The 24,844-nt window shown below is 48.7% G+C and carries 23 protein-coding genes, 1 tRNA gene and 1 riboswitch; of the genes, 14 read left to right on the top strand and 10 right to left on the bottom strand.

Annotated features, from left to right (window positions below; translation table 11 throughout):
- Window positions 1-130: 130 nt before the first annotated feature.
- Window positions 131-400 (top strand): hypothetical protein, encoded by a 270-nt coding sequence (locus DXB00_RS07445; RefSeq protein ID WP_119214708.1) that lies wholly within the window; start codon window positions 131-133, stop codon window positions 398-400.
- A 98-nt stretch (window positions 401-498) separates the two neighbouring features.
- Window positions 499-2,208 (top strand): recombinase family protein, encoded by a 1,710-nt coding sequence (locus DXB00_RS07440; protein ID WP_119214707.1) that lies wholly within the window; start codon window positions 499-501, stop codon window positions 2,206-2,208.
- Window positions 2,209-2,264: 56 nt separating this feature from the next.
- Here the strand turns inward: DXB00_RS07440 and DXB00_RS07435 are convergent.
- Window positions 2,265-2,348: transfer RNA gene (locus tag DXB00_RS07435), tRNA-Leu, on the bottom strand.
- A gap of 798 nt (window positions 2,349-3,146) precedes the next feature.
- On the opposite strand from DXB00_RS07435, the gene DXB00_RS07430 reads away from it, so the two are divergent.
- The 4 genes from DXB00_RS07430 to DXB00_RS07415 all read left to right on the top strand — a co-directional run bounded on the left by DXB00_RS07430 (window position 3,147) and on the right by DXB00_RS07415 (window position 7,283).
- Window positions 3,147-3,404: a heavy-metal-associated domain-containing protein gene (locus tag DXB00_RS07430; RefSeq protein WP_116705072.1), complete on the top strand. Its 258-nt coding sequence runs from the start codon at window positions 3,147-3,149 to the stop codon at window positions 3,402-3,404.
- Between the two features lie 95 nt (window positions 3,405-3,499).
- Window positions 3,500-4,390, top strand: coding sequence for a helix-turn-helix domain-containing protein (locus DXB00_RS07425; protein ID WP_158578289.1), 891 nt, complete (start codon window positions 3,500-3,502; stop codon window positions 4,388-4,390).
- A 263-nt stretch (window positions 4,391-4,653) separates the two neighbouring features.
- Complete coding sequence (locus DXB00_RS07420) at window positions 4,654-4,965, top strand: DUF6110 family protein (protein ID WP_116705070.1); 312 nt, start codon at window positions 4,654-4,656, stop codon at window positions 4,963-4,965.
- Window positions 4,966-5,174: 209 nt separating this feature from the next.
- Window positions 5,175-7,283 (top strand): heavy metal translocating P-type ATPase, encoded by a 2,109-nt coding sequence (locus tag DXB00_RS07415; protein ID WP_118729251.1) that lies wholly within the window; start codon window positions 5,175-5,177, stop codon window positions 7,281-7,283.
- A 389-nt stretch (window positions 7,284-7,672) separates the two neighbouring features.
- Here the strand turns inward: DXB00_RS07415 and DXB00_RS07410 are convergent, their stop codons facing one another.
- From DXB00_RS07410 to DXB00_RS07400, 3 genes are all read right to left on the bottom strand, one after another.
- On the bottom strand, window positions 7,673-8,122 hold the full coding sequence (locus DXB00_RS07410; RefSeq protein WP_442861142.1) for a GNAT family N-acetyltransferase: 450 nt from the start codon (window positions 8,120-8,122) through the stop codon (window positions 7,673-7,675).
- A gap of 29 nt (window positions 8,123-8,151) precedes the next feature.
- Window positions 8,152-8,898: a hypothetical protein gene (locus DXB00_RS07405; RefSeq protein WP_118729250.1), complete on the bottom strand. Its 747-nt coding sequence runs from the start codon at window positions 8,896-8,898 to the stop codon at window positions 8,152-8,154.
- 122 nt (window positions 8,899-9,020) lie between these two features.
- Window positions 9,021-9,626: a YczE/YyaS/YitT family protein gene (locus tag DXB00_RS07400; protein ID WP_021885137.1), complete on the bottom strand. Its 606-nt coding sequence runs from the start codon at window positions 9,624-9,626 to the stop codon at window positions 9,021-9,023.
- 379 nt (window positions 9,627-10,005) lie between these two features.
- Between DXB00_RS07400 and DXB00_RS07395 the strand changes: the two genes are divergently transcribed.
- Window positions 10,006-10,263: a DUF6061 family protein gene (locus tag DXB00_RS07395; protein WP_009321643.1), complete on the top strand. Its 258-nt coding sequence runs from the start codon at window positions 10,006-10,008 to the stop codon at window positions 10,261-10,263.
- Between the two features lie 133 nt (window positions 10,264-10,396).
- Here DXB00_RS07395 and DXB00_RS07390 read toward each other — a convergent pair whose 3' ends face one another.
- The 6 genes from DXB00_RS07390 to DXB00_RS07360 all read right to left on the bottom strand — a co-directional run bounded on the left by DXB00_RS07390 (window position 10,397) and on the right by DXB00_RS07360 (window position 15,748).
- On the bottom strand, window positions 10,397-11,716 hold the full coding sequence (locus DXB00_RS07390; protein WP_002595210.1) for an MATE family efflux transporter: 1,320 nt from the start codon (window positions 11,714-11,716) through the stop codon (window positions 10,397-10,399).
- On the bottom strand, window positions 11,706-12,164 hold the full coding sequence (locus DXB00_RS07385) for a MarR family transcriptional regulator (protein ID WP_009243743.1): 459 nt from the start codon (window positions 12,162-12,164) through the stop codon (window positions 11,706-11,708). The genes DXB00_RS07390 and DXB00_RS07385 overlap by 11 nt, the downstream gene beginning before the upstream one ends.
- Window positions 12,165-12,319: 155 nt before the next feature.
- Window positions 12,320-13,024 (bottom strand): DUF6040 family protein, encoded by a 705-nt coding sequence (locus DXB00_RS07380; RefSeq protein WP_021369328.1) that lies wholly within the window; start codon window positions 13,022-13,024, stop codon window positions 12,320-12,322.
- Window positions 13,008-14,729, bottom strand: coding sequence for a MobA/MobL family protein (locus tag DXB00_RS07375; protein WP_009243741.1), 1,722 nt, complete (start codon window positions 14,727-14,729; stop codon window positions 13,008-13,010). Before DXB00_RS07375 ends, DXB00_RS07380 begins: the two co-directional genes overlap by 17 nt.
- A gap of 328 nt (window positions 14,730-15,057) precedes the next feature.
- Window positions 15,058-15,402, bottom strand: coding sequence for a hypothetical protein (locus tag DXB00_RS07365; RefSeq protein WP_431733225.1), 345 nt, complete (start codon window positions 15,400-15,402; stop codon window positions 15,058-15,060).
- 115 nt (window positions 15,403-15,517) lie between these two features.
- Window positions 15,518-15,748, bottom strand: coding sequence for a helix-turn-helix domain-containing protein (locus tag DXB00_RS07360; protein ID WP_002578307.1), 231 nt, complete (start codon window positions 15,746-15,748; stop codon window positions 15,518-15,520).
- A gap of 175 nt (window positions 15,749-15,923) precedes the next feature.
- On the opposite strand from DXB00_RS07360, the gene DXB00_RS07355 reads away from it, so the two are divergent.
- The 7 genes from DXB00_RS07355 (at window position 15,924) to DXB00_RS07325 (ending at window position 24,783) form a co-directional block, all read left to right on the top strand.
- Window positions 15,924-16,553, top strand: coding sequence for a helix-turn-helix domain-containing protein (locus tag DXB00_RS07355; protein WP_117347817.1), 630 nt, complete (start codon window positions 15,924-15,926; stop codon window positions 16,551-16,553).
- Window positions 16,554-16,639: 86 nt separating this feature from the next.
- Window positions 16,640-17,935: a tyrosine-type recombinase/integrase gene (locus DXB00_RS07350; protein ID WP_117347818.1), complete on the top strand. Its 1,296-nt coding sequence runs from the start codon at window positions 16,640-16,642 to the stop codon at window positions 17,933-17,935.
- Window positions 17,936-18,205: 270 nt separating this feature from the next.
- Window positions 18,206-19,558 (top strand): MATE family efflux transporter, encoded by a 1,353-nt coding sequence (locus tag DXB00_RS07345; protein WP_118729249.1) that lies wholly within the window; start codon window positions 18,206-18,208, stop codon window positions 19,556-19,558.
- An 87-nt stretch (window positions 19,559-19,645) separates the two neighbouring features.
- A riboswitch (cobalamin riboswitch) is annotated at window positions 19,646-20,010 on the top strand.
- Between the two features lie 164 nt (window positions 20,011-20,174).
- Window positions 20,175-21,188 (top strand): sirohydrochlorin cobaltochelatase, encoded by a 1,014-nt coding sequence (locus DXB00_RS07340; RefSeq protein WP_442861141.1) that lies wholly within the window; start codon window positions 20,175-20,177, stop codon window positions 21,186-21,188.
- A gap of 526 nt (window positions 21,189-21,714) precedes the next feature.
- Entirely contained in the window at window positions 21,715-22,611 is an 897-nt protein-coding gene (locus DXB00_RS07335; protein ID WP_118729248.1) for a hypothetical protein, read from the top strand.
- Window positions 22,608-23,753 carry an ABC transporter substrate-binding protein gene (locus DXB00_RS07330; protein WP_118729247.1) on the top strand — a complete coding sequence of 382 codons (1,146 nt, stop codon included), beginning with the start codon at window positions 22,608-22,610 and terminating at the stop codon, window positions 23,751-23,753. Before DXB00_RS07335 ends, DXB00_RS07330 begins: the two co-directional genes overlap by 4 nt.
- A gap of 16 nt (window positions 23,754-23,769) precedes the next feature.
- Window positions 23,770-24,783 carry a FecCD family ABC transporter permease gene (locus DXB00_RS07325; protein WP_110435734.1) on the top strand — a complete coding sequence of 338 codons (1,014 nt, stop codon included), beginning with the start codon at window positions 23,770-23,772 and terminating at the stop codon, window positions 24,781-24,783.
- Window positions 24,784-24,844: the final 61 nt, after the last annotated feature.

The following is a 24,844-nucleotide window of genomic DNA, read 5'->3' as shown; positions in this document are numbered from 1 at the left end:
AGTGGAGCGATCATCACCACGCCGCAATGCAAGCGCGGCTACTTGCGGGCCATGACATACCGACAGGCTGATACTCCCTTACCGTCAAAGTCCGAGCGTTCAGAGCGTCGCAGGCAATGAGTAGGGCTGCATGAGGAATGCAGGGGTGAGATTCCCGTGGGCTGCTGCCAGCAGCCATCCGTTGGCTCATTTTTTGATTTTTAAGAAAGGGGATTTTACGATGCAAGCGAAAAAGACAAACCCTGAAAAAACAAAAAATCCAGAGGTACTGACTCTGGATTCGACTTATCGTATTGGCAATCGCTCCTTTATCGTTGAGCCGGTGTTCAAAGAAGAAAGCTCCCAGACCTTAGGAGAAGTTCTTCTCCGGCTGATGAAATCCGAAAGCGAAAAATTATAATGACCTTTCGGGAGGCAGCGGACAGAGAAAGCGGATTGTGTTATAATATAGGTGTACAAGTGAATTTGCTATTCGACTGTCCCAAGAAAGGAGCGAGTATGAAACAGTCGAGTAACAAGAAATCCCGTGAAGCAACCGCTTTTCTCTATGAGCGTCTTTCCCGTGATGATAATTTGGAGGGCGAGAGTTACAGCATCGGCAACCAAAAGAAACTGCTCACCAAAGTTGCAAAGGAAAAAGGCTATACCAATCTGGTTCACTTTCTGGATGATGGCATTTCCGGCGTGACCATGAACCGTCCCGGTTTCGTTGAAATGATGCAGCAGCTTGAACAAGGAAAAGCCTCTGCTGTGTTCGTCAAAGACCTTTCCCGTCTGGGCCGAAACTATATTGAGGTCGGACGGCTGACAGAAGAATTTTTCCCAGACCATGACATCCGACTTGTTGCCGTTTCGGACAACATCGACACGGCCGAGGGAGAAAACGAACTGGCACCCATCCGAAACCTGTTCAATGAGTGGTATGCCCGCGACATCAGCAAGAAACGCCGTATCAGTAATAAAATCAAAGGCAACTCCGGCGAACCGATGGGACTTCCTCCCTATGGGTATATCAAGGACCCGAACAATCCCAAGCATTGGGTCATTGATGAAGAGGCTGCACAAGTTGTCCGGCGCATTTTTGATATGACGTTGGAAGGCTTTGGCACGGAACAGATTGCCACCCAGTTTGAAAAGGAAGGCATCCTGACGCCACAGGCCTACTGGATTCAGAAAGGCATCGGCCGTCCCGGAAAGACCAAGACGCGCCCCGCCACCAAGTGGAATGGCTCCACGATTACCCATCTTCTGTACCAGCAGGAGTATTGTGGTGATGTTCTGAACTTCAAAACCTACTCCAAGTCCTACAAGAACAAGAAGCGGATTCATAACGACCCAGAAAATTGGGTGGTGTTCCAAGATGTTCACGAACCCATTATTGAACGTGCCGTGTTTGAACAGGTACAGCAGAAGCGTGGAAAGATGCGCAAACGCCGTACCAGCAACGGAGAACACAATATGTTCTCCGGCCTGCTTGTCTGCGCAGACTGCGGCTGCAATCTGCACTTCCACTTCAATCAGGGCAACCCGGAAATCAAGTATTTCAACTGCTCCAACTACAAGGGCAACCGTGGCACCTGCCAATCCACCCACTACATCAGGGTAGACTTTCTGGAAGAAGTGGTGCTGGGCGAGATTCGGCGGCTGACCAAGTTTGCCAGCCTCTATGAGGACGACTTTTTGAAGGCTGTTATCGGGCACTCCCAGCAGGCGGACGAAGCCGGCCGCAAGCTGAAAGAGAAAGAGTTGAAAGCACTCCTTGCCCGTGATGAAGAACTGGACGGCCTCTTTGAGCGCATCTATGAGGACAATGTTTCCGGCAAAATCTCTGACGAACGCTTTTCCAGAATGTCCCGGAGATACGAGGACGAGCAAAAGGAACTGACCGAGAAAATCAAACAGCTCCGCTCCGAAATCGAAAAGCAGAGCAGCCGTACCATGACAACGGATATGTTCATCAGTCTGGTTCGCAAGTACACCAGAGCAAAAAAGCTGACACCCCGGATGCTGAATGAACTGGTGGAAAAAATCGAAGTGTTCAATGCAGAAAAGGTCAACGGTGTATGGGAGCAGCGGCTCCGCATTCACTACAACTGCGTGGGCACCATCGAGATTCCAAGCGCACTTCCTTTGCCGACACCTGATGTGTCGGTGAATACAAGAAAAGGCGTAGTTGTGAACTACGCCCCCTGTGATGTCGCTATTTAGCAAATAAAAAATGGCGAATGTTCTTTGACAGCTAAATGCTGTAAGAACATTCGTCATGGTGCGGGTAACAGGACTTGAACCTGCACGTCGAGGACACCAGAACCTAAATCTGGCGCGTCTGCCAATTCCGCCATACCCGCAGGTAAGATTAGTATACCCTTTTTGCGGGTATTTGTCAATCTTGATGATATGCTCATCGGGAGTGGGCACTTGCGAAGCGAGGGAATCTGCGCTGACGCCGCGCGGGCGCACAAGAGGGTAGACACCTGCGGTTTCCACCCTCTTGAGAATCACCCCTTTCCCGTGGATAGCCTGGCGCAGATTACCGATATGTGACCGCTCCGAAATATGGGGAACGGCAGAGGATTTTTTCTTCTGTAGGGGAGCACAGTGTGCTCCCATGCCGAAACCTATACGCAGTGCTGGATACCGTTCTGCTACACAGACGGGCTACTCTACGCAGGCGCGGCATAACCGTGCCGCGCAACTCGTTAGCGCGTTATGATAGACAGCACCTACGAGGATAAATTGTACCAAATGCCTAATCCGCAGGTGCCGTGCGGTACAACGCGCCAAAGAGTTGCGCGACACTGTTATGTCGCGCCTGCGCAGACTTTCCGGTCTGTGTAGCAGAATACTATCTGACCCTGCGAACAGGTTGAGAAAGATACGGAAGAAAAAATCCTCTGCCGTTCCCCATTATCGAAGCGGTCGCCGGTCTCTGGTCTGCGCCAGACTAAGAAATAAAGGGAAACGGGAGTTAAGAGGGTAGAAACCGCAGGTGTCTACCCTCTTGCCCCTGCCGCGGGTGCGGCGAATCCTGCATGAGCAAACTCCTACGCAAAACTAAGGATTCCCCCTTGCATCTGCGATATTTCGTGATATATTGTTAGTTAGTAAAAGCTAACCAGCTCGGGTACAAAAGGAGCATTACACCCATGTTGAAAATTACTCTCGGCGTTGACGGCATGATGTGCGGCATGTGCGAAAGCCATGTCAACGATGCGGTTCGCAAGGCATTTCCTGTGAAGAAGGTCACTTCCTCTCACGGCAAGGGGCAGACGGTTATCCTCACTGAGCAGGATCTCGATGAGCAGGCTGTCCGCGATGCGGTAAACGCTACCGGCTACACCGTTACGTCCTTTTCCAAGGAGCGATATGAGAAAAAGGGACTGTTTTCCTTTCTGCATAAATGAGCAGAGTAAGGCCGCTTTGCAGCGGCTTTGCTTTTCAACATAGGTTAGCAAAATCTAACCTAATAAACCGATATATACCAACGGAGGAAATCGCAGTGCTGGAAACTCTGCTCAAACCGAATACCGGCGCATCGCTGTCCGGCTGCGTACGCTGGACCCAGCCGATGGATGGCGTGCGCGTGTGCGATTTTGACTGCGCGCTGAGCGTGCCGCCGGCCATGCCTGCGGAGCCATCCGAGGTGCCGTGCGAGGTGCTATTCTGCCGGCAGGGCGGTCTGCGGCTGACCATGACCAATGGGCGGCAAGTGTTTCTGCATGAGCACGAGGTACTGCTGCTGCTCGGCGCAAGTGTGCAGAGCCTTTCGGTCGCGGACGGATTGTTCAGCGGTGAGCTGGTGCTCATCGAGCAGAGCGCAGCGGCACCGTGCCGTCTGACGGTCAACGCAGCACGAATCAAAGCACGAGTCACTCCGCATATGGGCTGCGTAGTGCTGCGCAGCGCGGTGTGGATTGATAGTCTGGCTGCGGCACTGCAGTCCGTTCCGGAGCAGGACAGAGCCGCCTACAGTGCAATCAAGGCCATTGAGCTGCTGTACCTCATCAGTACAGACAGTCCGCTGCTGACGATACCGCCGGAATCCGTCTCCCGCGATCACTATCTGACCGATACAGTGAGGCAGGTACAAGAGTATATGGTATCGCACCTGTCCGACCCGCTTACGATCGACCAGCTGTCTGCACGGTTCCGCATTTCGCCAACCGCCCTGAAGGATATATTTCGGCAGACCTATGGTCGTCCGATCCACCAGTATCTGCTTGAAAAGCGGGTGCAGCATGCTGCCGAACTGCTGCATCGGAGTCCGCTCTCCATCGTGGATATTGCAGCGGCGGTCGGCTATAACAGCGCCAGTCAGTTCGGTGTGGCGTTCAAGCGCCGCTATCAGCTGACGCCCTCGCAGTACCGCCGACAAGCTCGAAAAAGTTAGCAAAATGCAACTATTTTGACGATAAAACTAAAAATTAGCGGCAACAAACTGCGAAAATGTCCGATTCCGTGCGTTTCATGTCTAAAGCTGTGCGACAAGCAGGGAAAATTGTGATATGATAATCGCAAACAAAAAACACACCATGTTTGGAGGTGTACTGTATGAAGCAGCATCGTTTTTGGGCATGGGCCGCGTTGTTCTGCATGGTAATGACGATGATTACCGGCTGTAAGCGCAAGTGAGATTGATAGGAGGAACATATTATGAAGAAGATTTACAAGGACATCGCCGTATTTGTTGGTGGCACTCTGTTCGGTTCCGCAGGTATCAAGCTGCTGAGCAGCAAGGATGCTAAGAACGTATATACCCATGCTACCGCAGCGGTTCTTCGCATGAAGGATACTGTTATGAATACCGTTGACTGCGTTAAGGAGAACGTCGGCGACATCCTCGCTTCCGCAGAGGAGATCAACGAGAAGCGCGCTGCTGAGGCAGAGGCTGCTGCTGTTGAGGATGCAGACATTGAGGTTGAGCTGACCGATGAGGACCCGACTGCTGCTCCGGTTGAGGCATAAGAACCTGTTGCCAAACCGTGGTTTGGCGGACAGGAAGAACGGACTGTGAGCCGTTCCAAAGTCGCCCGAAAGTTCCCGTTCGGAAGCTTTCTCCCTCTTAGGGAATGAAAACCGAGGCACATGTTCCCGGTTTTCATGGGACGAATATCAAAGAGGGGCAGAGCCCCTCTTTTCCTATCTACCGGAAGTAAGCTGGAGGTAATTTTACTATGAAAGCATTCATTGAACACGAAAGCCGCGGACGGCTTCGCGTGCGCATGAAGCAGTACCGCATGACGCTGGAGCAGGCTGATCTGCTGGAGGCGTATCTGCAGAATCAGCCGGGTGTACTCAGCGCAACCGTGCACGAGCGCACCTGCTGTGCTGTCATCCGCTACATCGGTGACCGCGAGAATATCATCCGCGCGATCGCTCAGTTTAACTATACTGCACCGTCTGTCACGGCGCTGACGCCGACCCACAGCGGCCGTGCGCTCAACCGTGAGTATCAGGAAAAGCTGGTTGGCAAGGTTATTACGAAGTTTGCCTGCACGCTGTTCCTGCCAACGCCGCTGCAGATTGCACGCACGATCTGGCTGTCGCTGCCGTTCCTCGGCCGCGGTCTCAAGCGCCTGATTCACAGAGAGCTGAAGGTTGAGCTGCTCGACGCGCTGTCCATCGGTGTTTCGATGGTACGCCGGGACTTCTCCACGGCAGGCTCGGTTATGTTCCTGCTGGATATTGGCGAGCTGCTCGAGGAGTGGACGCATAAAAAGTCGGTTGACGATCTGGCACGCTGCATGTCGCTCAACGTAAAACGCGTATGGCTCAAGACCGATGACGCAGAGGTACTTGTACCGCTGTCCAACATCGCTGTCGGTGACCACATTCTGGTTCGCATGGGCAGCGTCATCCCGCTGGACGGTGAGGTTATTGAAGGCGAAGTCATGGTTAATCAGGCATCGCTTACCGGAGAATCCATGCCGGTTGCAAAGCGTCCGGGTACGCAGGTTTACGCCGGCACGGTCATCGAGGAAGGCGACTGCGTGATCGAGGTCACACAGTCCTCCGGCGAGAGCCGCTACGACAAGATCGTTTCCATGATCGAGCAGTCCGAGCAGCTGAAGAGTGCTGCTGAGAGCCATGCCGCCAATCTGGCGGACAAGCTGGTGCCGTACACGCTGGTCGGCAGTGCGCTCAGCTACGCACTGACCCGCAATGTCACCCGTGCACTGTCCGTGCTGATGGTTGACTTCTCCTGCGCGCTCAAGCTGGCTATGCCGCTGGCGGTTCTGTCCGCCATGCGTGAGGCAAGCATGTATCATATCACGGTCAAGGGCGGCAAGTTCCTCGAGGCTGTCGCGCAGGCGGATACCATTGTATTCGACAAGACCGGCACGCTGACGCACGCCTGCCCGGTGGTTGCCAAGGTTATTCCGTTCGGTGGTCGTTCCGAAGACGACATGCTGCGCGTTGCAGCCTGCCTGGAGGAGCATTTCCCACACTCTATGGCGAACGCCGTTGTCCGCGCTGCGCGTGAGCGCAATCTGGCGCACGAGGAAATGCACTCGCAGGTTGAGTATATCGTAGCGCACGGCATTTCCAGCATGGTTGAAAACAAGAAGGTCGTTATCGGCAGTGCACACTTTATCTTCGAGGATGAAAAGTGTACGGTTCCGGCCGGTGAGCAGGAGAAGTATGATGCACTCCCGCCCGAGTTCTCGCACCTGTATCTGGCCATCGGCGGTGAGCTGGCGGCCGTTATCTGCATCGCAGACCCGCTTCGTCCGGAGGCCCACGATGTGATGAAGGCGCTGCGCGCCCTCGGCATCAAGCGTACAGTCATGCTGACCGGCGACAGTGAGCGCACGGCAGCGGCTATCGCGGCTGAGGTCGGCGTGGACGACTACCGCGCTGAGGTTCTGCCGGAGGACAAGGCAAACTTTGTCGAGCAGGAACGCGCGGCAGGCCATACGGTCATCATGCTCGGCGACGGTATCAACGATTCTCCGGCGCTGTCGGCGGCTAACGTTGGCGTAGCCATCAGCGACGGCGCTGCCATCGCCCGTGAGATTGCGGACATCACCATCGCAGCCGAGAATCTGTTTGAGCTGGTTGCGCTGCGCCGTATCGCACGGGGTCTGATGAGCCGTATCAACTCCAATTACCGCTTCGTAATCGGCTTTAACGGTTCGCTGATCGGTCTGGGCGTTGCCGGCGTGCTGGCTCCCGCAACATCTGCGATGATGCACAACCTGTCTACGCTGGGCATCAGCCTGCGCAGCATGACCAATCTGATCGATTCTTCCGAGACGACTCGTCTGCTGGAGAGCAAGTAATTTTAATAGAGTTAAGAGTGGAGAGTGAAGCGCTTTCCACTCTTTCTTTTTGCGATTCAGGTATAACAACCCCCCGTCTTTGACGGGGGGTTGAGGCTGTCGAAAAACTATCGTTTTTCGAGCAGCCTCTCGATCGAAACCACGCTTTCGATCGAATGCTGAAGAAAAACCGCGTCCTCCGGACACAATTTTTCTTCCCTTGTATAAAAACCGAGGTACACAAGGTGAATTGCCGCATAGCGGCAAGAGAGGGTGGTCTGGACCACGCCCCCCGGTTTTTATGAATTTGCTGCGCAAATTCTATTTTATGCGTGCTGTCGCACGAAGCACAAAATAGAAATCTGACTTTTTCGACAAGCTGCCCCCGTCTTTGACGGGGGTTTGTGTTTCTATAACTGTTTGAAAAACTGTATTTTACTTCTGCTGCCACGCCATTCTATAATCTTTTTCTCCGGTAGCTTCATCCAGGCCGCTGTACTGAATTTCAAATCCTTCTCTTTGATAAAAAGATATTGCTGGTGTGTTTTTTGATATACATTCAAAATCAGTTTGCTTTTTGTATTCTTTACATAATTCAGCAGTATTTTACCGATACCCTGCGACTGCATTGCTTCAGAAACAAAAATGCCTTCAATATATTCGCCATTCAGCCCGATAAATCCTTGTATCTTCTGATTGTCCTCATAGACATAGACAGTTGCCTGCAACAGCAGTTCTTTCACAAGCTCCAAATTACTTTTCCAATATTGGGCAGGGATAAAATAATGTGCCTTTATATTGGTATCCAGCCATATATCGGCAACTTGATTGATATCTGCTTTTCGTAATTCTCTAATCATAGTGGGGGACTCTCCTGCAAATTTGATTGTTACACAATAGAAGGTAATGTCAGATACGTTACCGGATGCGGAAACGTAAACAGCGGGCGCTGTTCGCCGCTGGCGTTGATCAGCGTGAGGGACAGCGTGCGCAGGTCATTCGTCGGCAGCGGCACAAGCTGTGTCCACTCGGTGCGGATAAACCGGTCCGGATCGGTCTCAGTCAGCGTGTAAGTTCCGTTATGGTATGCAAGGAACAGGGGCTGTCCCAGAGCAGGCTGCATTTTCAGAGAAATGGCGGAAGTCTGGTCTCGATGGATTGCAAAAAAGCGCGTCAGCAGCGCATACGGCGGCTTGAGTTTGTTCTGTCCGGTCAGGCGCAGTGTACCGCAGTCGCGCCAGCGCGGCACAGAACAGATATGCCGGGCGTCCCACTCGGTCACCGGATCAAAAATGTGCTGCCCAATGTCGGAATCGGCCATAAACCATTCGGTGTAGGGGAGACCATAGGCGTTTTCGCCGTCCGCGGAAAACAAAACCGAATAGGTGAATTCGTCGGTCTGTCCGCACGGCTGCAAGTGATACTCTGTGCCGTCAAATGTCAGAGAACCGGTTTCACCGTCCGGTGTGCGCAAGGTGAGCGTGCTGGGTTCGTCCGCTGCGGCAAGCTCATACAGTACAGAATCATCTATGACCTCGCGGACAGAGGAGATCGTCAGCGTGCCGAAATCAGCAGCCATAGCGGGATAAGCACATAGAACCAGCGCCAAAACGGCAGATAACAGGCGTTTTTTCATATAATCGTCTCCTTGGATGCTGCTTTATCTGCAATCACGTTCTTTTCGCTTTCCAATTCCTTATTTTCCTCTCCGATAATTTCTTTGTTTGATTAAACTGGAAGTTGTAAGTTTCTTTACTATCATATCTTTAAAACTTGTTTTGCTTTCGCATTAACAAATTGGATAATTGGGCCTGAAATGATAACTGTAATAAGCGTGCATACACCAAACTTTCCGCCAAACAAAACACCTGTAACAACAACCAAAATATCCAATGCCATTCGGACAAATTTAATCTGCCAGTGATTTTTTTCTGCTAAAGCAAAAGTGACTGCCTCATAGGAGCCTCTACCAAGGGATGCCGACGCATATAGTCCTGTTCCGACAGCAAACAAAACCACTCCTAACAACATAATTAAAAAATTGATCCACTTATAGGTACTGTAAATATGGCAGTTAGCAAACAAATCTACACAGGTACTGTATACAATCTGGTACAACACAGTTCCTATATGAATCTGACTTTTATCGTAAATGAGCGCAAACAAAATCATTCCCAATGCTACAACAAAAGATGCTGTGCCAATGCTTATGTGAAATGTTCTTGCAATCCCCTGCCACAGCACCGCAAGCGTAGCTCCGCCAAATCCAGCATACAGTGCAAGTGTAATTCCATAAGCCGCAATTATAGAACCTATTACAAGGATTGCCAATTTCTTTAGTGTTTTTTTATTGTTATTTTTCATTGACTTTTAATAATTCGCTCCTCGTATAATTTTCTTTGGGTTTAAAGCACACCGTTAGCAACCGCTCTAATTTATTTAATACCAGCAAATTACTCTCCTCCACAAATCCCGATTGAGATTTCACCTGTTTTAAGAAATTTAATAACTGTTATATTTTATTATTAAATTCTTCGCACCCCCTTGAAAACACTGGATTTGTCGCAGGTGAGCTTTCCCTTATTATTTCCCTTGTGTTATATCGTCCCATCAGTGTTTATGCACTCTGATAAGGGCAAATACAAGGGCAAGAAAAATCTATAAGACAGTATAACACAAAATAAAAGTGACATGGTGAACTGATTGAAATGCTTCTTAATTTTTGCTACTACTGATTGATTAAATGATAAGGAGATGGGATACGATGAGAACAATATTTGCAGAATACAATCCACAGTGCAACAGCATTGATGTATATACTAATACGGGCTATATACTCCGTATTGATTGTTGGGAAGCAGAAAAAAATTTAAGAACCACACCTGGATCTGATTGTGCTTTGACATCGCTTGCAATCGATGAGCCATTAGAATATGCAAGGTTATATCTTGATGGGAATTTACAGATGTGGGTAGATGCTGAAGATTCATTAGAGTTATGATTATTCCAATCAAAATCTACTAGAATTTATTAAAAATTAGCTTCATAATTTTAAAAGGACAGCCCTATTGCTATGAGGCTGTCCTTAAAAATACAATAGATAAACCTAGATTATTCTTGCTACTATCTGATTGTTAAATTTTCTGTATTCCATATTGCAAATCTCCCTTTTCGCAATATTTTATTAGTATGAATGCCAGAATCGCTGAAAAAACACGTGCCAATACCGTACTCCACCATATCATAATCTGTCCACCAAATAAAGGTGGTAAAACAAGCATAAATATCAGCATCAATACTGGTTCAATGAATGTAAGAATGTATGACAATCCACTTTTTTCAGTAGCATAAAATCCAGCTGTCGCTATTCTGGTAATCGCAACAAATGGTAATGACACTAAAAATATAGGTACAATTTTAGAAATCTCAATACTTACTTCATAAGAAGCTCCGAAAACCCCTCCAATATTTGCTCTGTTTACATACATGATAATTCCACCACAAACAGCAAGAATTATTGCAAAAATGTATGCCATTCTCTGAACTCCTCTCAGGCTTTCTTGATCCTTCTCACCATAAAAACGGCTCATTAAAGGTTGACTTCCATCACCTACGCCCTGCAATATGAGATATATGATACAGATAATATAGGATACACATGCATAAGTTGCAATAGCTTTTTCTCCCCCATAAGAAGCGGAGAATCGGTTTATAAACACCAATGAAATATTAGGAGTCAATGCTAGCCCAAATGGTGCAAGACCTACTCTGAATATAGCGCCACACATTTCTTTTACATTTTTTAAGGATACATACACATAAAACTTTTTATTATATAATGCGTATATGATTGCAATTGCTGCAGTCACACCCTGTCCGGCTATTGTAGCTGTGGCTGCACCTTTCATGCCCATTTCATATATCCATACAAAGATAAAATCCAGAACAATATTGGTTATGAATCCACCAACCATCGCAAACATTGACCAGAAAGAGTTTCCATAATTTCTAATGAATGGCATCATTCCAGTTCCAAGAATCTGCAATATTGCTCCAAGTGCTATAATTTTGATATAATCTGTCGCATTTGTTAATATAATTCCATCTGCTCCAAGCAATCCTAAAATTTTAGACGAAAAGGAGTAAATAATTATGGTACTGATAACACTTACTATTACAAGAAGCCACCAGCTTGTAGCAATAAATTCTTCTGCCCGTTTTCCTTTCTTTTCTGCTGCATTAATTGAGTAATAAACAGCTCCTCCCATACCAATTCCTGTTCCAAGAGCCTGAATCAAAGCCTCAATCGGATATGCAATATTAATAGCCGAAAGTCCAGCATCTCCTATGGTATTGCCTACAAAATATCCATCCACTATCGCATATATTCCTGATAATGCAAATGCTATAATAGATGGAATAACATATTTAAAAAATAATGATTTATGATTCATTTTTCTTACAATCTCCTTCCTTGAAAAGTCTGATAAACAGCTCTGTATTATCATTAAGACTTTCTATATTCTCTAATCCCATTTTTTCGATTACATATATTTCTTTTGAGTGCAGTTTTTCTATGATATCTTTCGTATATTCCATTCCTGATTCTGTGAGGCATATCAGCTTATTTCTCTTGTCTGAATCATCAGATACCATATTGATGTATCCTTTTTTCTGAAAATCTTTTAGTATCGTATTTACCGTTTGCTTAGGTATATTCCATTTTTCACTTATCATTTTCTGCGTGCATCTTCCATTACTTTCATAAAATGAATGCAAAGCAAAAACTCCATTTGAAGACAGTCCCTGATCCTTTGACCATTCCTCATACATTGCTGTACATTCTTTCCATAAAGCATAATATCGTTGCAACTGTATTATCATATTATTATCTTTTCTCATCTTTTTCCTCCTTAAATTAGTACGAATCCGGACTTTTGTATTATAGCCCGAGTTCGTACTAATTGTCAAGATTTATTTATATACTTTTTCTTTATATAAACAATCAATAGTCCCTTACTAAGGACAGGAAGATTATGAAATTTCCCTGTCCTCTTTTAATAATATCCTCGTTCTTCCATCCAGTCTTTCACATAACATCTGATTCCAATATAAATAATATGCGACAGTAATAGCAATACAATAAGATTTATCGGATTAGCGTTTTTAATCCATTCTCCAAAGTAAATTACAACAGCTGTACTCGTTATCGCTACCACGATACTGATGATATCCCAACAATATTTCCGGTAGATTTTTCCTACCTGATAACCAATCCCGATTATCAGCCACCCGGTTATTACGAATAAAATTGCCATGACAGTACCGGCAATCAGCCAGTACACAATCCCGGAAAGAATACTGTTAGGTATTCCACTGCTTAACTGTCCGAAAGAGTCTGCACCTGTCACAAACTCCCGAAATAAACTTCCCATTCCTTTTCCTAACGCACCGAAAAAGACGATACAGTCGTTAAGGAAAACCGGCGAAAGAATCGCAGTAAACAGTGTTGTTGTTATGCTGTACCATGCCAGTAGAAACAAGATACTTTCATAACCAATCGTCATATTTTTATATTTCTTTTCTAACTGGCTTTTACGGCTATCGCATTTTTCTTTTGCTTTCCGGTAAGCAGTACGGTCACATTTTTCACATTTCTCATAAGGCACTTTTTTCTCAACAGCTACCTCTACCGTCTTTTGGTGTGTCTGTGCATAAAGTTTTTCCTGCTCTGCTTTTTCATACTTAAATTTCCATGCCACGGCTTCTGCGTCGGCTCTTTTCCTGCTGTCTGTCTCGCTGGTCAATCGTTCCTCTGTTTGCCTTAATCTTGTCCGCAATGCTTCGATATTCTCGGCTCTGTTTTCGCTGTTCAATTTCTCGTTCAAGGTCAGCGATTCGCTTAGCTGCCTGTTTAGTTCCTGGATTGTCTGGTCTTTCTGATCCAGTTCGTCCTGCATCTGTTCGGTCATCAGCAGAAGTTCTTCCACCTGCCCGACGTTCTCTAAGTTTCTGCATTCGCTCATCGATCTCCCTCGCTTTCTCTATCTGCTGTTTAAGGTCAGCAATTCGCTGTTCTGTTTCTGCAATAAGCTGTTCTCGTTGTTCAGCTTCTGCGTTAATTCCTGCCATTGCTGATTCTCGTTTTCCAACTGTTCGATTCTGGTTTTCTGTTGCTCGATCTGTGAGAGCAGTTCTTCTGTATCTGGCAAAAGATTTAGCAGCCTGGATAATTCGCTGTTTAAGCTTTTTAAACTCTGGTTCTGCTCCTGAAAAGACAGGAGCTGCCTGTCCCGTTCCTGCAATTCCTGTACCATCTCTGCCATAAGATTCTGCTGTTCCTCGATCTGGTTTATCATTGTCTCCATCATGGGAATGACTTCCCGGCTTTCTTCTAATGTCACGCAATCGCTCCTTCCATTGTGTTAATGCACTGGATACTTTTCCAAAAGAAATCTGTATTTTATCCAGCAGTGCATTTTGTCTTTTTATGATCTGGTTTTCCTCTACTTTCCATGAAGTAGAGGATGTCTGTCCGTTTTGAAATTTCTCGTCAATTTTTCTGGCATCTGCGCCCTCATGGATCGTCGGTATCTCTAATTTTCCCTGCCTTGCATAAGAACGATGGTCAATGTGATTTTCCGTTTTCAAATGTGCATTACAGACGTTTGCCCATTCGCTCCGCCATAGCTCACAATTTTTCGGATTGTTCCACCCGGTAGCATCGGTTAATACACGTTTCCACTGTTTGCGGTTCCTTGTCCCGACTTTCTGGACTCCATTTTCATCAAGTACGGGGATTCGGATTCCATGACGGTCAGGGTTCTTTTTATCCTGCCACCAGTCCGGATGGGATTCATCCACCACAATATTTCCATTTTCATCTCTGACAAACTCCCAATCCTTGATTTCTTTGTTCCCCCATGAGTGGTCTGGATTGAATGGTCGCATCGTCACAAGTAAATGCACATGGGGATTTCCATCTCCTTTATCGTGGATACTCCAGTCCGCACACATTCCCTTATCTACAAAGGTCTTTTGAATATATTCAGTTGTATAATCAATCTGTTCCTGTCGGCTCCATTCTTTCGGAAGCGAAAATTCAAATGACCTGCCGAGTTGTGCATCCGAGGTCTTCTCAATCTTCAAAACTTCATTCCATAAACGCTGTTTCTGAAAAGTAAGTTTAAATTTTCCCAGTGCAGCATCTTTGTTATCTGCTCTTTTATATCGGGCAGATTTCTGAAACCGTCTGATATTTTCAGCAGGTACGTTCAGCCATTCCTGTGGTGCATTTTCACACATCAACAGGCTGGTATAAACGACTTCTTTTTTGGCAGTGTAGTAGCTGATCCTGCCTGTTTCTTCATTTTTCATCACATCACCATTGAGATACGCAGATGCTGATATGATGGATTTCCCTTTGCTGCGTCCAACAATCTTTACTGTATAATGAAAAATCGCCATGCTCCGTTTCCCCCTTTCTGCCGTATCCGGCTTTGATTTCCGGCAGGTAACGTTTTCCCAAAAAGAAAATGGTATCTGCCGGAACGCCCTCTGCGTAAGAGTGCCCTGTGCATAACAGCCTGCATGGAATGCGCCCCTCTGGCGAAGAGTGCCTCCTGCGGCATGAGCAGGTCTGGCTGAAAGCCCCGCCGACGGAACGAGCCCGGCAAGCATAAGCGCAGACCGGTTGCCACCTGTGGCAAACTTATACGGACGACCTCTGGTTGTCCATAAGTGCGCCCTTCATGAAAAAGCAATGAAGGGAATGGAAAATCCACTCCCTCCGGCATTACACTTCCTCCGTATTCGCAACTGGCTCTTTCTGCATTGCCTTTGAGAAGAATTTCCCATTTGCTTCCTGCCTTTTTAAGAAGCCGATCAGCTTTGGGATATCATCTTCCTCAATCGCAGAACCCAGCACCGATTCCACCGCACCACCAATCTGGCAGAGCCTGTGTGTCCGCTTTTTAGTTTCCACATCTTTCTGACGTTTCTTCAGTTCCCGTTTCTGTGCTGCATACTGTTTTGCTTTCTCAAGGCTTTCCTGTTCTTTCTTTTCCAACTGGAGCATACGCTCCTCATAACTCTTTGTTGATCTTGCCATAAATATCATCGTCCTTTCTTTTTCTTCCAAACATAAGTTTCCTGTTGTCTGTCAGACGAAGTACATGGTATAATCTGTTTGCGTGTAGGTATATCATGACTCCGGTCTGATAGAACCTTTGGCGGTTTCTTCGGGAACCGCTTTTTTAAGTTGAACCGTTTCTTGTGACTGCTTTCACATTTCCCTTATCCCTCAAGTCTCTGCCCTCGTTGGCTTCCATAAAAAGTTCCAGCATATCCGTTTTGATCAGGACTTTTCTCCCAACCTTTAATACCGGAAGTTTCTTCCATTCCACCAGTTTTCTCAGGGTGTTCCTGCCGATTCCCGTATAATCAGCAGCTTCTTCAATAGATAAGGCAATCTTTCTTTGTGTCATATGACCACCTCCTTTTAAATTGCATTATGCAATTTCATTTGTGCTGTCAGTATAGCGTGTTTATATTGCTTTGTCAAGCATTATGAAATTTCATTCGTTTTCTATAAATTGCATATTGCAATATATTTTGTTGCGTGGTATAGTAATGACATACCGAAAAAGGAGGCACATCAGCATGAAAGATAAAGAACTACGCAAGCTGATCGGCAGCAGGGCAAAACAGCGCCGTCTCGAATTAAATCTGACACAGCCTTATGTCGCAGAGAAGATGGGAGTTACCGCTTCCACAATCCTGCGTTATGAGAATGGTTCGATTGACAATACCAAAAAGATGGTACTGGAAGGCCTTTCGGAAGCACTTCATGTATCGATTGAATGGCTCAAAGGGGAAACCGATGAATATGAAACTGATATTACGGATAAGAAGGAATTGCAGATTCGTGATGTGATGGGCGATATTCTCAAACAGTTACCTCTTGATCTTAATAAAACAGAAGACGCTTTTTCTAAAGACTTACTGCTGTTAATGTTAAAGCAATATGAACTGTTTCTGGATTCGTTTCAGTTCGCCTGTAAAAATTACAAAGGCAGTACCAAAGATGCGGACATTGCCAAAGTAATGGGATTCGAATCGAAAGATGAATATAATGAGATTATGTTTCTCAGAGAGATCACACATACTGTCAACGCATTTAACGATATGGCAGATGTGATAAGGCTCTATTCAAAGAAACCGGAAGCAGCCGAACAAAGACTTGCCAATCTTTTATCCGAAGTTATGTATGAGGATTCTGAATCGGTATAGTAAGACAACCGGAGTTGTGATATACTTACACGCAAGAAGCATTTCAACAGTTCCGATTGTCTGATATCGAAAGGAGAAATACAATTATGGCAAAAGGATCTGTTAGAAAAAAAGGAAAAAAATGGTACTATCGCTTCTATGTAGAAGATGCAAGCGGTAAAATGGTTCAGAAAGAATATGCTGGAACCGAAAGTAAAAGTGAGACGGAAAAACTTCTCCGCAAAGCACTGGAAGATTACGAAAATAAGAAGTTTGTCGCAAAGGCAGACAGCCTTACGGTAGGAGAGCTTCTGGATATGTGGGCGGAAGAAGAACTGAAAACCGGGACACTCAGCAACGGCACAGTGGAAAATTATCTTGGTGCAATCCGCTGTATCAAAAAACACCCGATTGCAGACCGCAAACTGAAAACAGTTACTGCCGAACATTTACAGGCATTTCTTGATCTGCTTACATTCGGTGGTGAGTTTCCAGACGGGAAAGTAAGAAAGGGATACAGCAAAGATTATATCCATTCTTTTTCCGCAGTGTTACAGCAGTCATTCCGTTTTGCAGTATTTCCAAAACAACTAATCAGTTTCAATCCGATGCAATATATCAAACTGAAACGACAGGCAGAGGAAGTTGACCTCTTTTCCGATGATGAAGTGGAAGAAGGCACACAACCGATTTCGCATGATGATTACGAGCAACTTATCAAGTATCTGGAAAAGAAAAACCCACCTGCCATTCTACCGATTCAGATTGCGTATTATGCCGGGCTCCGTATCGGAGAAACCTGTGGTCTTACATGGCAGGACATTAACCTTGAGGAACAATGCCTGACCATAAAACGCAGTATCCGCTACGACGGCATGAAACACAAAAACATTATTGGACCAACGAAGCGGAAAAAAGTTAGGATTGTTGATTTTGGCGATACCCTGACTGAAATACTGAAAGCTGCCAGAAAGGAACAACTCAAAAACCGGATGCAGTATGGCGAATTATATCACCGCAATTACTACAAAGAAGTTCATGTGAAAAACAGAGTCTATTATGAATACTATCACCTTGACGGAACGCAGGAAGTCCCGGCAGATTACAAAGAAATCTCCTTTGTCTGCTTAAGACCGGATGGCTCTTTGGAACTGCCGAGTACACTCAGCATTGTATGCAGATCAGTGTCAAAGAAACTGGAAGGATTTGAAGATTTCCATTTCCACCAGTTACGTCACACCTACACCAGCAATCTGCTTTCCAATGGGGCTGCACCGAAAGATGTACAGGAACTGTTAGGACACTCTGATGTCAGTACCACAATGAATATTTACGCTCACTCAACAAGAAAAGCAAAACGGGATTCCGCAAGACTTCTTGATAAAGTAGTGAGCAATGCTTAACTAAAAATTTCCCTTATTTCCCTTGCGGATTCCGCATAAGGGCAAAGATAAGGGAAAATACATATCATTTCACTATCTAAGAGGCTGTAAGCCTTGAAAAATAAGGAAAGTTCAGGAAATCTCTCCACAAATCCCGATTTATCATTCTACTGTGGCTTTACTATACCATGAATACTCCCGAAGCACAATCACCCATTGACACCACCGATATTCCGATAGATAATATAGGCAATAGGAAAACTTTACGCAAGAAGGGAAGTGCTTCAACGAATGAAACGCAGCTACGAGATGGACCTGTGCAGCGGTCCGCTGCTGAGCAAAATCCTGCTGTTTTCGCTGCCGCTGATTCTTTCGGGTGTGCTGCAGCTGCTGTTCAACGCGACCGACATTGTCGTAGTCGGCAAATTTGCGGGCAGCAATGCAATGGCGGCGGTCGGCTCGACCACCTCGCTGTTCAACCTGCTGGTCAACTCATTCATTGGTATTTCGGTCGGCGCGAACGTGCTTGTCGCACGGCATTACGGCGAGCGGGATTACGACGGCGTACAGCAGACCATCCAGACGGCGCTGCTCACCGGCTTAATCGGCGGCACGATACTGATCGTGCTCGGCGTTGTGCTCGCACGTCCTATGCTAACGCTGATGGCCACACCGGACGAGGTTATCGACCAGGCCGTGCTGTACATGCAAGTGTACTTCATCGGTATGCCGGCAACCATGATCTACAACTTCGGTGCAGCCGTGCTGCGTGCCGTGGGCGATACCCGGCGTCCGCTGTACTTCCTGATGGCGGCAGGCGTGATGAACGTCCTCGGCGACCTGCTGTTTGTGTGCCTGCTCGGCATGGGCGTTGCCGGAACTGCGATCGCCACCGTACTCAGCCAGTGTGTCTCTGCGGCGCTGACCGTGCTGTGCCTTGTAAAATCGGACGGCATGTGCCATCTCGACTTACGCCGTCTGCACTTCCACATGGATAAGTTCCTGAGAATCATGCAGGTCGGTCTGCCTGCCGGTATGCAGAGCGTTATCTTCAATATCTCGAACGTACTCATTCAGTCCTCGGTCAACAGCTTCGGCGCAGTAACGGTTGCGGGCAACACGGCAGCCGCCAACATTGAGGGGTTTGTGTACATTTCGATGAACGCGCTCTATCAGACCTCCATCAGCTTCACCAGTCAGAATCTCGGTGCAAAGAATTATCACCGCATCGACCAGACACTCGTGCGCTGCATGTGCATCGTCACACTGATCGGTCTGGTGCTCGGCAACGGCGCACATCTGCTCGGCAATCATCTGCTGCACATCTACTCGGATGATCTGGAGGTCATCTCGTTCGGTATGCAGCGCCTGTCGGTCATCAGCGTCACCTACTGCCTGTGCGGCATGATGGATGTGCTCGCGGGCACAATACGCGGTCTGGGCTATTCCATGCTGCCAATGATCGTCTCGCTGATTGGCGCATGTGTGTTCCGTATCATCTGGATTTTTACGGTCTTTCGCGTGCAGCATACGCTGTTCATCCTGTATGCGTCCTACCCGATCTCGTGGATACTGACCATCCTGGCGCACTTTGTGTGCTACCTGATCGTGCGGAAAAAGGTTTTCCGGCCGCAGGAGACATAAGCGCGCGTTTTTCTCCGGAAAACGGTTGTAATTGACGGTTAAATATAGTATAATACTCGTGCAATGCGGGAATTTTCCGCGCAATAAGTAAATAAGCGAACAGTCGGTGCCGCTGTATGTTTTCGAACAGGACAGCGGGTAAAAGGGAAGCAGGTGCAAATCCTGCACGATCTCGTCACTGTAAGCGGGGAATGGACTGCCATTTACGTCACTGATATTGCGGTATCGGGAAGGCGGCAGTTCTAAGGCAACATCGCATGATGAAAGCTGCGGCGCTTTGCGGAAACTTTGTGTCCTGACTTCGTTGTGATTTCACGGTAATACATCAAGTATTACCGCAAAACCACGCCTCGTCAGTACGCAGAATTTACTCGCAAATCGCTCTTGTGCAATTATGCGGTATTGCCTTAAGAGCCGCAAGTCAGGAAACCTGCCGGTCTGTTGGTACGGGAAGCTGCTTCCGGGTCACGAGTTATTGATTGTACTGATACCGCATGATTTTTGATTCAAGCAGTCCCTTTCATCATATATTGATGGGGGGACTGTGTGTTTTCCGTACCCTTTTTCTTTCAAAGTGTGCGCTTTCGCTTTGCAAGCAAAACGAAGGAGGAAAACCATGAGCAAAGTAAGCAAACTGAAGAAGCTCGGCATTATGCTGATCGTTTCCGGCATGCTGATGTCCATGCTGACCGCTTGCGGCGGCAGCAAGACCGCAGCTGCGGACGACACGAAGGACAATAACACCACTGCACAGACCGATGCGCAGGATCAGACCGATCCGGACGAAAACTATGAAACGGGTGACGCTTCCTTGGACGATCCGCTGAATCAGGATGAAATTGGTGATACCGAGCTGCTCGTAGTCAGCTTCGGCACCAGCTATAACGACAGCCGCCGTGAGACCATCGGCGCCATCGAGAAGGCTATGCAGAAGGCGTTCCCGGATTACGCGGTACGCCGCGGCTTCACTAGCCAGATCATCATCGACCATGTAAATAAGCGTGACGGCGAGAAGATCGACAACGTAACCGAGGCACTGGACCGCGCCGTAGCTAACAAGGTAAAGACCCTGGTTGTTCAGCCGACCCATCTGATGAACGGTCTGGAGTACAACGACCTCAAGGATGAGCTGGCAGGCTATTCGGATTCCTTCGAGAAGATCGTGCTCGGTGATCCGCTGCTGACCTCTGACGATGACTTCCAGAAGGTTATGAATGCCATCGTAGACGCAACCAAGGAGTATGACGACGGCGAGACCGCAATCTGCTTCATGGGTCACGGCACCGAGGCGGATTCCAACAGCGTTTACACCAAGATGCAGGAGACCCTCAAGGCCGCAGGCTACGATAACTACTTTGTCGGCACTGTTGAGGCAACTCCGTCCCTCGATGACGTAATCGCAGCCGTTAAGGCAGGTGGCTATAAGAAGGTTGTTCTGCGTCCGCTGATGATCGTTGCAGGCGACCACGCCAATAACGATATGGCAGGCGACGAGGACGGCTCCTGGAAGACCGAGTTTGAGAAGGCAGGCTTCGAGGTAACCACCGTAGTTGAGGGCCTTGGCTCTGTGCAGGCAATCCAGGATCTGTTTGTTGCACACGCACAGGCAGCGATTGATTCCCTGAAGTAAATCAAGTAAACAGCAGGGTCCGGACCGTGGAATGCGGACGGACCCTGTTTTTGTGGAAATTTTGATTGTCTATTTCGGTGTGCAGAATTGAGAATTGAAAATGGAGAATTATACCCAGAGTGAAGCGTTGAGAGTGAAGAGAACGTGATAGGCGTAATTCGCAGGTGCCGTCTGTAATATCCAGATTAACGATTTGTGCGGCACGGTTATGCCGCACGCTGCGTAGAGTAACCCACATGTGTAGCAGTACGGTATCTGACATTGCGAATATGCGGATACATGAACGCACATCGTGCGTCCTGTGGAAGAAAAAATCCTCTGCCGTTCCTTTATAGTCTCAGTTCTGAACAACCACTGTGCTCTCTTAGGAAAGGGGTGATTCACAAGAGGGTGGAAACCTTGGTGTCTACCCTCTTGTGCCCCTGCCGGGTAGGCAAGATTCCGTTCGCTTCTCAAGCGCAAATGCCCCGAATGGCAGCCATTCATCAAAATCCCGTTTATATCGCAAAACAAAGGAGAAACCACAATGAAGAACAAAAAAGCACTGTTAAGCGCCGTATTTGCGGCATTCATGCTGCTTTCCGCCTGCGGCGGCAGCACCCAGCAGGATACCTCCGCGCAGGACAGCAGCACCACCTCTCAGGTCGCTTCTGCGTCCGATATGGCCGGTGTCGAGGACGTTGTTGAGGACGGCATGACGCCGATCACCGGCGACAAAGTGAAGGACGGCACCTACGATGTAACCGTCGATTCCAGCTCCAACATGTTCAACGTTACCGCATGCGAGCTGACCGTCAAGAACGGCGAAATGACCGCTAAGATGCACATGGGCGGTACCGGTTATCTGTACGTCTACATGGGCACCGGCGAGGAGGCTGCCGCTGCCGAGGAGGCCGACTACATTCCGTTCACCGAGGAAGCCGACGGCACACACAGCTTTACCGTTCCGGTTAAGGCGCTCGATGAGGGAATTGACTGCGCAGCCTTCAGCAAGAAGAAGGAGAAGTGGTACGACCGCACCCTGGTGTTCCGCGCGGACTCTTTGCCGGCAGACGCACTGGCAGACGGCGTAATGACCACCGCTGAGAGCCTGTCTCTCGCAGACGGCACCTACACCGCTGACGTAACGCTTTCCGGCGGCTCCGGCCGTGCAAGCGTGGAATCTCCTGCAGCGCTGACCGTTTCGGGCGGCAAGGTGACGGCTAAGATTATCTGGAGCAGCAAAAACTACGATTACATGAAGGTGAACGACGAAAAGTACGATGCTGTGATCGAAAATGAGCACTCCACGTTTGAAATTCCGGTTGCGGGCTTTGACTGGGCGATGCCGGTCGTAGCCGACACTACCGCAATGAGTGAGCCGCACGAGATCGAGTACACGCTGCGTTTTGACTCTGCGTCCATCGCTTCGGCAGCAAAATGAGAAGAATTACAGCATGGTGCCTGAGTGCGGCACTGCTGCTCGGCGGTCTGTCCGGCTGCGGAACTGCCCGGCAATCGACCGCACAGACGCAGGCGGCGGTCTCGTGGAGCGACATGCAGCCGACCGACAGCGTGGATTTGGAGTATGCCGAGTGCTTCTCGGTCGATCACTATGACGGCGGCTATTCGCTCATTACCGTGAAGGACGACGCACGTTATCTGGTCGTTCCGGAAAACGCGTCCGTGCCGGACGGTCTGGACGCAGATATCGTGGTGCTGCAGCAGCCGCTGGACAGCATTTATCTGGTCTCCTCGAGTGTCATGGACCAGTTCGTTGCACTGGATGCGCTGGACAGTATTGCACTGTCCGGCACCAGGCAGGACGGCTGGTACATCGACGAAGCCAAGCAGGCGATGGCGGACGGCAAGATCACCTATGCGGGCAAGTACAGCGCGCCGGATTACGAGACCATCTACTCCGCTGACTGCAATCTTGCCATTGAGAATACCATGATCTACCATACGCCCGAGGTCAAGGAGCAGCTCGAAAAGCTGGGTATTCCGGTGTTTGTCGAGCGTTCCAGCTACGAGCCGCACGCACTCGGCCGCATGGAGTGGATCAAGGTGTACGGTACGCTGCTCGGCTGCGAGGACAAGGCGGAAAAGCTGTTTGCGGATAAGGTGGACGGCATTGTAGACATCCTGCAGAAGCCGGCAGCCGGCAAGACGGTTTCGTTCTTTTACATTACGTCAAACGGTGCGGTCAATGTTCGCAAATCCACGGATTATATCGCGGAGATGCTCAGTCTGGCAGGAGGAAAATACATTTTTGATGATCTGACGGACGATACGGCAAAGTCCACCGTCAATATGCAGATGGAAAGCTTTTACGCCGGAGCCAGGGACGCGGATGTGATGATCTACAACGCCACAATCGACAGTGAGCTGCAGACGCTTGACCAGCTGTTGGAAAAAAGTACGCTGCTTGCGGACTTCAAGGCCGTGAAAACCGGCAATGTGTGGTGTACAGAGAAGAATCTGTACCAGTCCACAATGGAACTGGACGAGCTGATCCGCGACTTCCATACCGTCATTGCAGACGGCGACCCGTCCACACTGAAATACTTACACAAGCTGTCCTGAAAGGAGAGGATTTCCCATGAAACCGCAGCCTAAAATGCGTTATGCGGGCGCGTTTGCCGTGCTTCTGGCACTGCTGGCCGTGCTGTTCGTGTGGAATGTCAACTCGGGCAGCCTGCACCTGTCAGTACGAGAGGTCGCGCAGATTCTGCTGACGCACAGCGGCGACAATGCGGTCATCGTGTGGGAGATTCGTCTGCCGCGTATCTTCGCGGCCATTCTACTCGGCGGTGCGCTGTCGGTCTCCGGCTTTCTGCTGCAGACCTTTTTCGCCAACCCGATCGCGGGACCGTTCGTGCTGGGTATTTCCTCGGGCGCCAAGCTGACGGTTGCGCTGACGATGATCGGCGCGCTGTCCTGCGGGCGCGTGCTCGGCTCTGCTGTCATGATAACAGCTGCCTTTGCGGGAGCCATGCTTTCGATGGGCTTTGTGCTGCTCATCGCGCAGCGCGTGCGGCAGATGCCGCTGCTAGTCGTGAGCGGCGTGATGATCGGTTATATCTGCTCAGCGGTGACGGATTTCGTCATTACCTTTGCCGAGGATTCCAATATTGTCAACCTGCATAACTGGTCGATGGGCAGCTTTTCGGGCATTTCCTGGGACAATATCCGCGTGATGACGCCGGTGGTGCTGGTGTCGCTCGTGTGCGTGTTCCTGCTGTCCAAGCCGATCGGTGCGTACCAGCTCGGAGAGGGGTATGCCCGCAGTATGGGCGTCAATATCACCGCGTTCCGCGTGGTGCTGATCCTGCTGTCGAGCGTGCTCTCGGCGTGTGTAGCGGCGTTTGCCGGACCGATTTCGTTCGTCGGCATCGCGGTTCCGCATCTTGCGAAAAGCCTGTTCGGCACGGCAAAACCGATCCTGATGATACCGGCGTGCTTTCTCGGCGGTGCGGGATTCTGCCTGCTGTGCGATCTCATCGCGCGGACGGTGTTTGCACCGACGGAGCTGAGTATCAGCACAGTGACAGCCCTGTTTGGTGCGCCGGTCGTCATTTATATTATGGTGCATCGGAAGTCCTCCAGAGGGTGAGTTGCGCTCTGCGGAGCGCGGGAGAGTGCGGCGCCCGCCGCGGGGCAAAAAGGAAGGGACA

It is taken from the genome of Butyricicoccus sp. OF10-2, from assembly GCF_003481925.1.
Taxonomy (GTDB): Bacteria; Bacillota; Clostridia; order Oscillospirales; family Butyricicoccaceae; genus Agathobaculum; species Agathobaculum butyriciproducens.
The sequence above is the reverse complement of the archived record's forward strand: the minus strand, read 5'-3'. Positions and strand labels throughout refer to the sequence as shown.

What these genes read in the sequence shown, in the direction of transcription:
- DXB00_RS07445 (WP_119214708.1), top strand. Translation starts at nt 131, where the DNA reads ATGAGGAATGCAGGGGTGAGATTCCCGTGGGCTGCTGCCAGCAGCCAT.
- DXB00_RS07440 (WP_119214707.1), top strand. Translation starts at nt 499, where the DNA reads ATGAAACAGTCGAGTAACAAGAAATCCCGTGAAGCAACCGCTTTTCTC.
- DXB00_RS07430 (WP_116705072.1), top strand. Translation starts at nt 3,147, where the DNA reads ATGTTGAAAATTACTCTCGGCGTTGACGGCATGATGTGCGGCATGTGC.
- DXB00_RS07420 (WP_116705070.1), top strand. Translation starts at nt 4,654, where the DNA reads ATGAAGAAGATTTACAAGGACATCGCCGTATTTGTTGGTGGCACTCTG.
- DXB00_RS07415 (WP_118729251.1), top strand. Translation starts at nt 5,175, where the DNA reads ATGAAAGCATTCATTGAACACGAAAGCCGCGGACGGCTTCGCGTGCGC.
- DXB00_RS07410 (WP_442861142.1), bottom strand. Translation starts at nt 8,122, where the DNA reads ATGATTAGAGAATTACGAAAAGCAGATATCAATCAAGTTGCCGATATA.
- DXB00_RS07405 (WP_118729250.1), bottom strand. Translation starts at nt 8,898, where the DNA reads ATGAAAAAACGCCTGTTATCTGCCGTTTTGGCGCTGGTTCTATGTGCT.
- DXB00_RS07400 (WP_021885137.1), bottom strand. Translation starts at nt 9,626, where the DNA reads ATGAAAAATAACAATAAAAAAACACTAAAGAAATTGGCAATCCTTGTA.
- DXB00_RS07395 (WP_009321643.1), top strand. Translation starts at nt 10,006, where the DNA reads ATGATAAGGAGATGGGATACGATGAGAACAATATTTGCAGAATACAAT.
- DXB00_RS07390 (WP_002595210.1), bottom strand. Translation starts at nt 11,716, where the DNA reads ATGAATCATAAATCATTATTTTTTAAATATGTTATTCCATCTATTATA.
- DXB00_RS07385 (WP_009243743.1), bottom strand. Translation starts at nt 12,164, where the DNA reads ATGAGAAAAGATAATAATATGATAATACAGTTGCAACGATATTATGCT.
- DXB00_RS07375 (WP_009243741.1), bottom strand. Translation starts at nt 14,729, where the DNA reads ATGGCGATTTTTCATTATACAGTAAAGATTGTTGGACGCAGCAAAGGG.
- DXB00_RS07360 (WP_002578307.1), bottom strand. Translation starts at nt 15,748, where the DNA reads ATGACACAAAGAAAGATTGCCTTATCTATTGAAGAAGCTGCTGATTAT.
- DXB00_RS07355 (WP_117347817.1), top strand. Translation starts at nt 15,924, where the DNA reads ATGAAAGATAAAGAACTACGCAAGCTGATCGGCAGCAGGGCAAAACAG.
- DXB00_RS07350 (WP_117347818.1), top strand. Translation starts at nt 16,640, where the DNA reads ATGGCAAAAGGATCTGTTAGAAAAAAAGGAAAAAAATGGTACTATCGC.
- DXB00_RS07345 (WP_118729249.1), top strand. Translation starts at nt 18,206, where the DNA reads ATGAAACGCAGCTACGAGATGGACCTGTGCAGCGGTCCGCTGCTGAGC.
- DXB00_RS07340 (WP_442861141.1), top strand. Translation starts at nt 20,175, where the DNA reads ATGAGCAAAGTAAGCAAACTGAAGAAGCTCGGCATTATGCTGATCGTT.
- DXB00_RS07335 (WP_118729248.1), top strand. Translation starts at nt 21,715, where the DNA reads ATGAAGAACAAAAAAGCACTGTTAAGCGCCGTATTTGCGGCATTCATG.
- DXB00_RS07330 (WP_118729247.1), top strand. Translation starts at nt 22,608, where the DNA reads ATGAGAAGAATTACAGCATGGTGCCTGAGTGCGGCACTGCTGCTCGGC.
- DXB00_RS07325 (WP_110435734.1), top strand. Translation starts at nt 23,770, where the DNA reads ATGAAACCGCAGCCTAAAATGCGTTATGCGGGCGCGTTTGCCGTGCTT.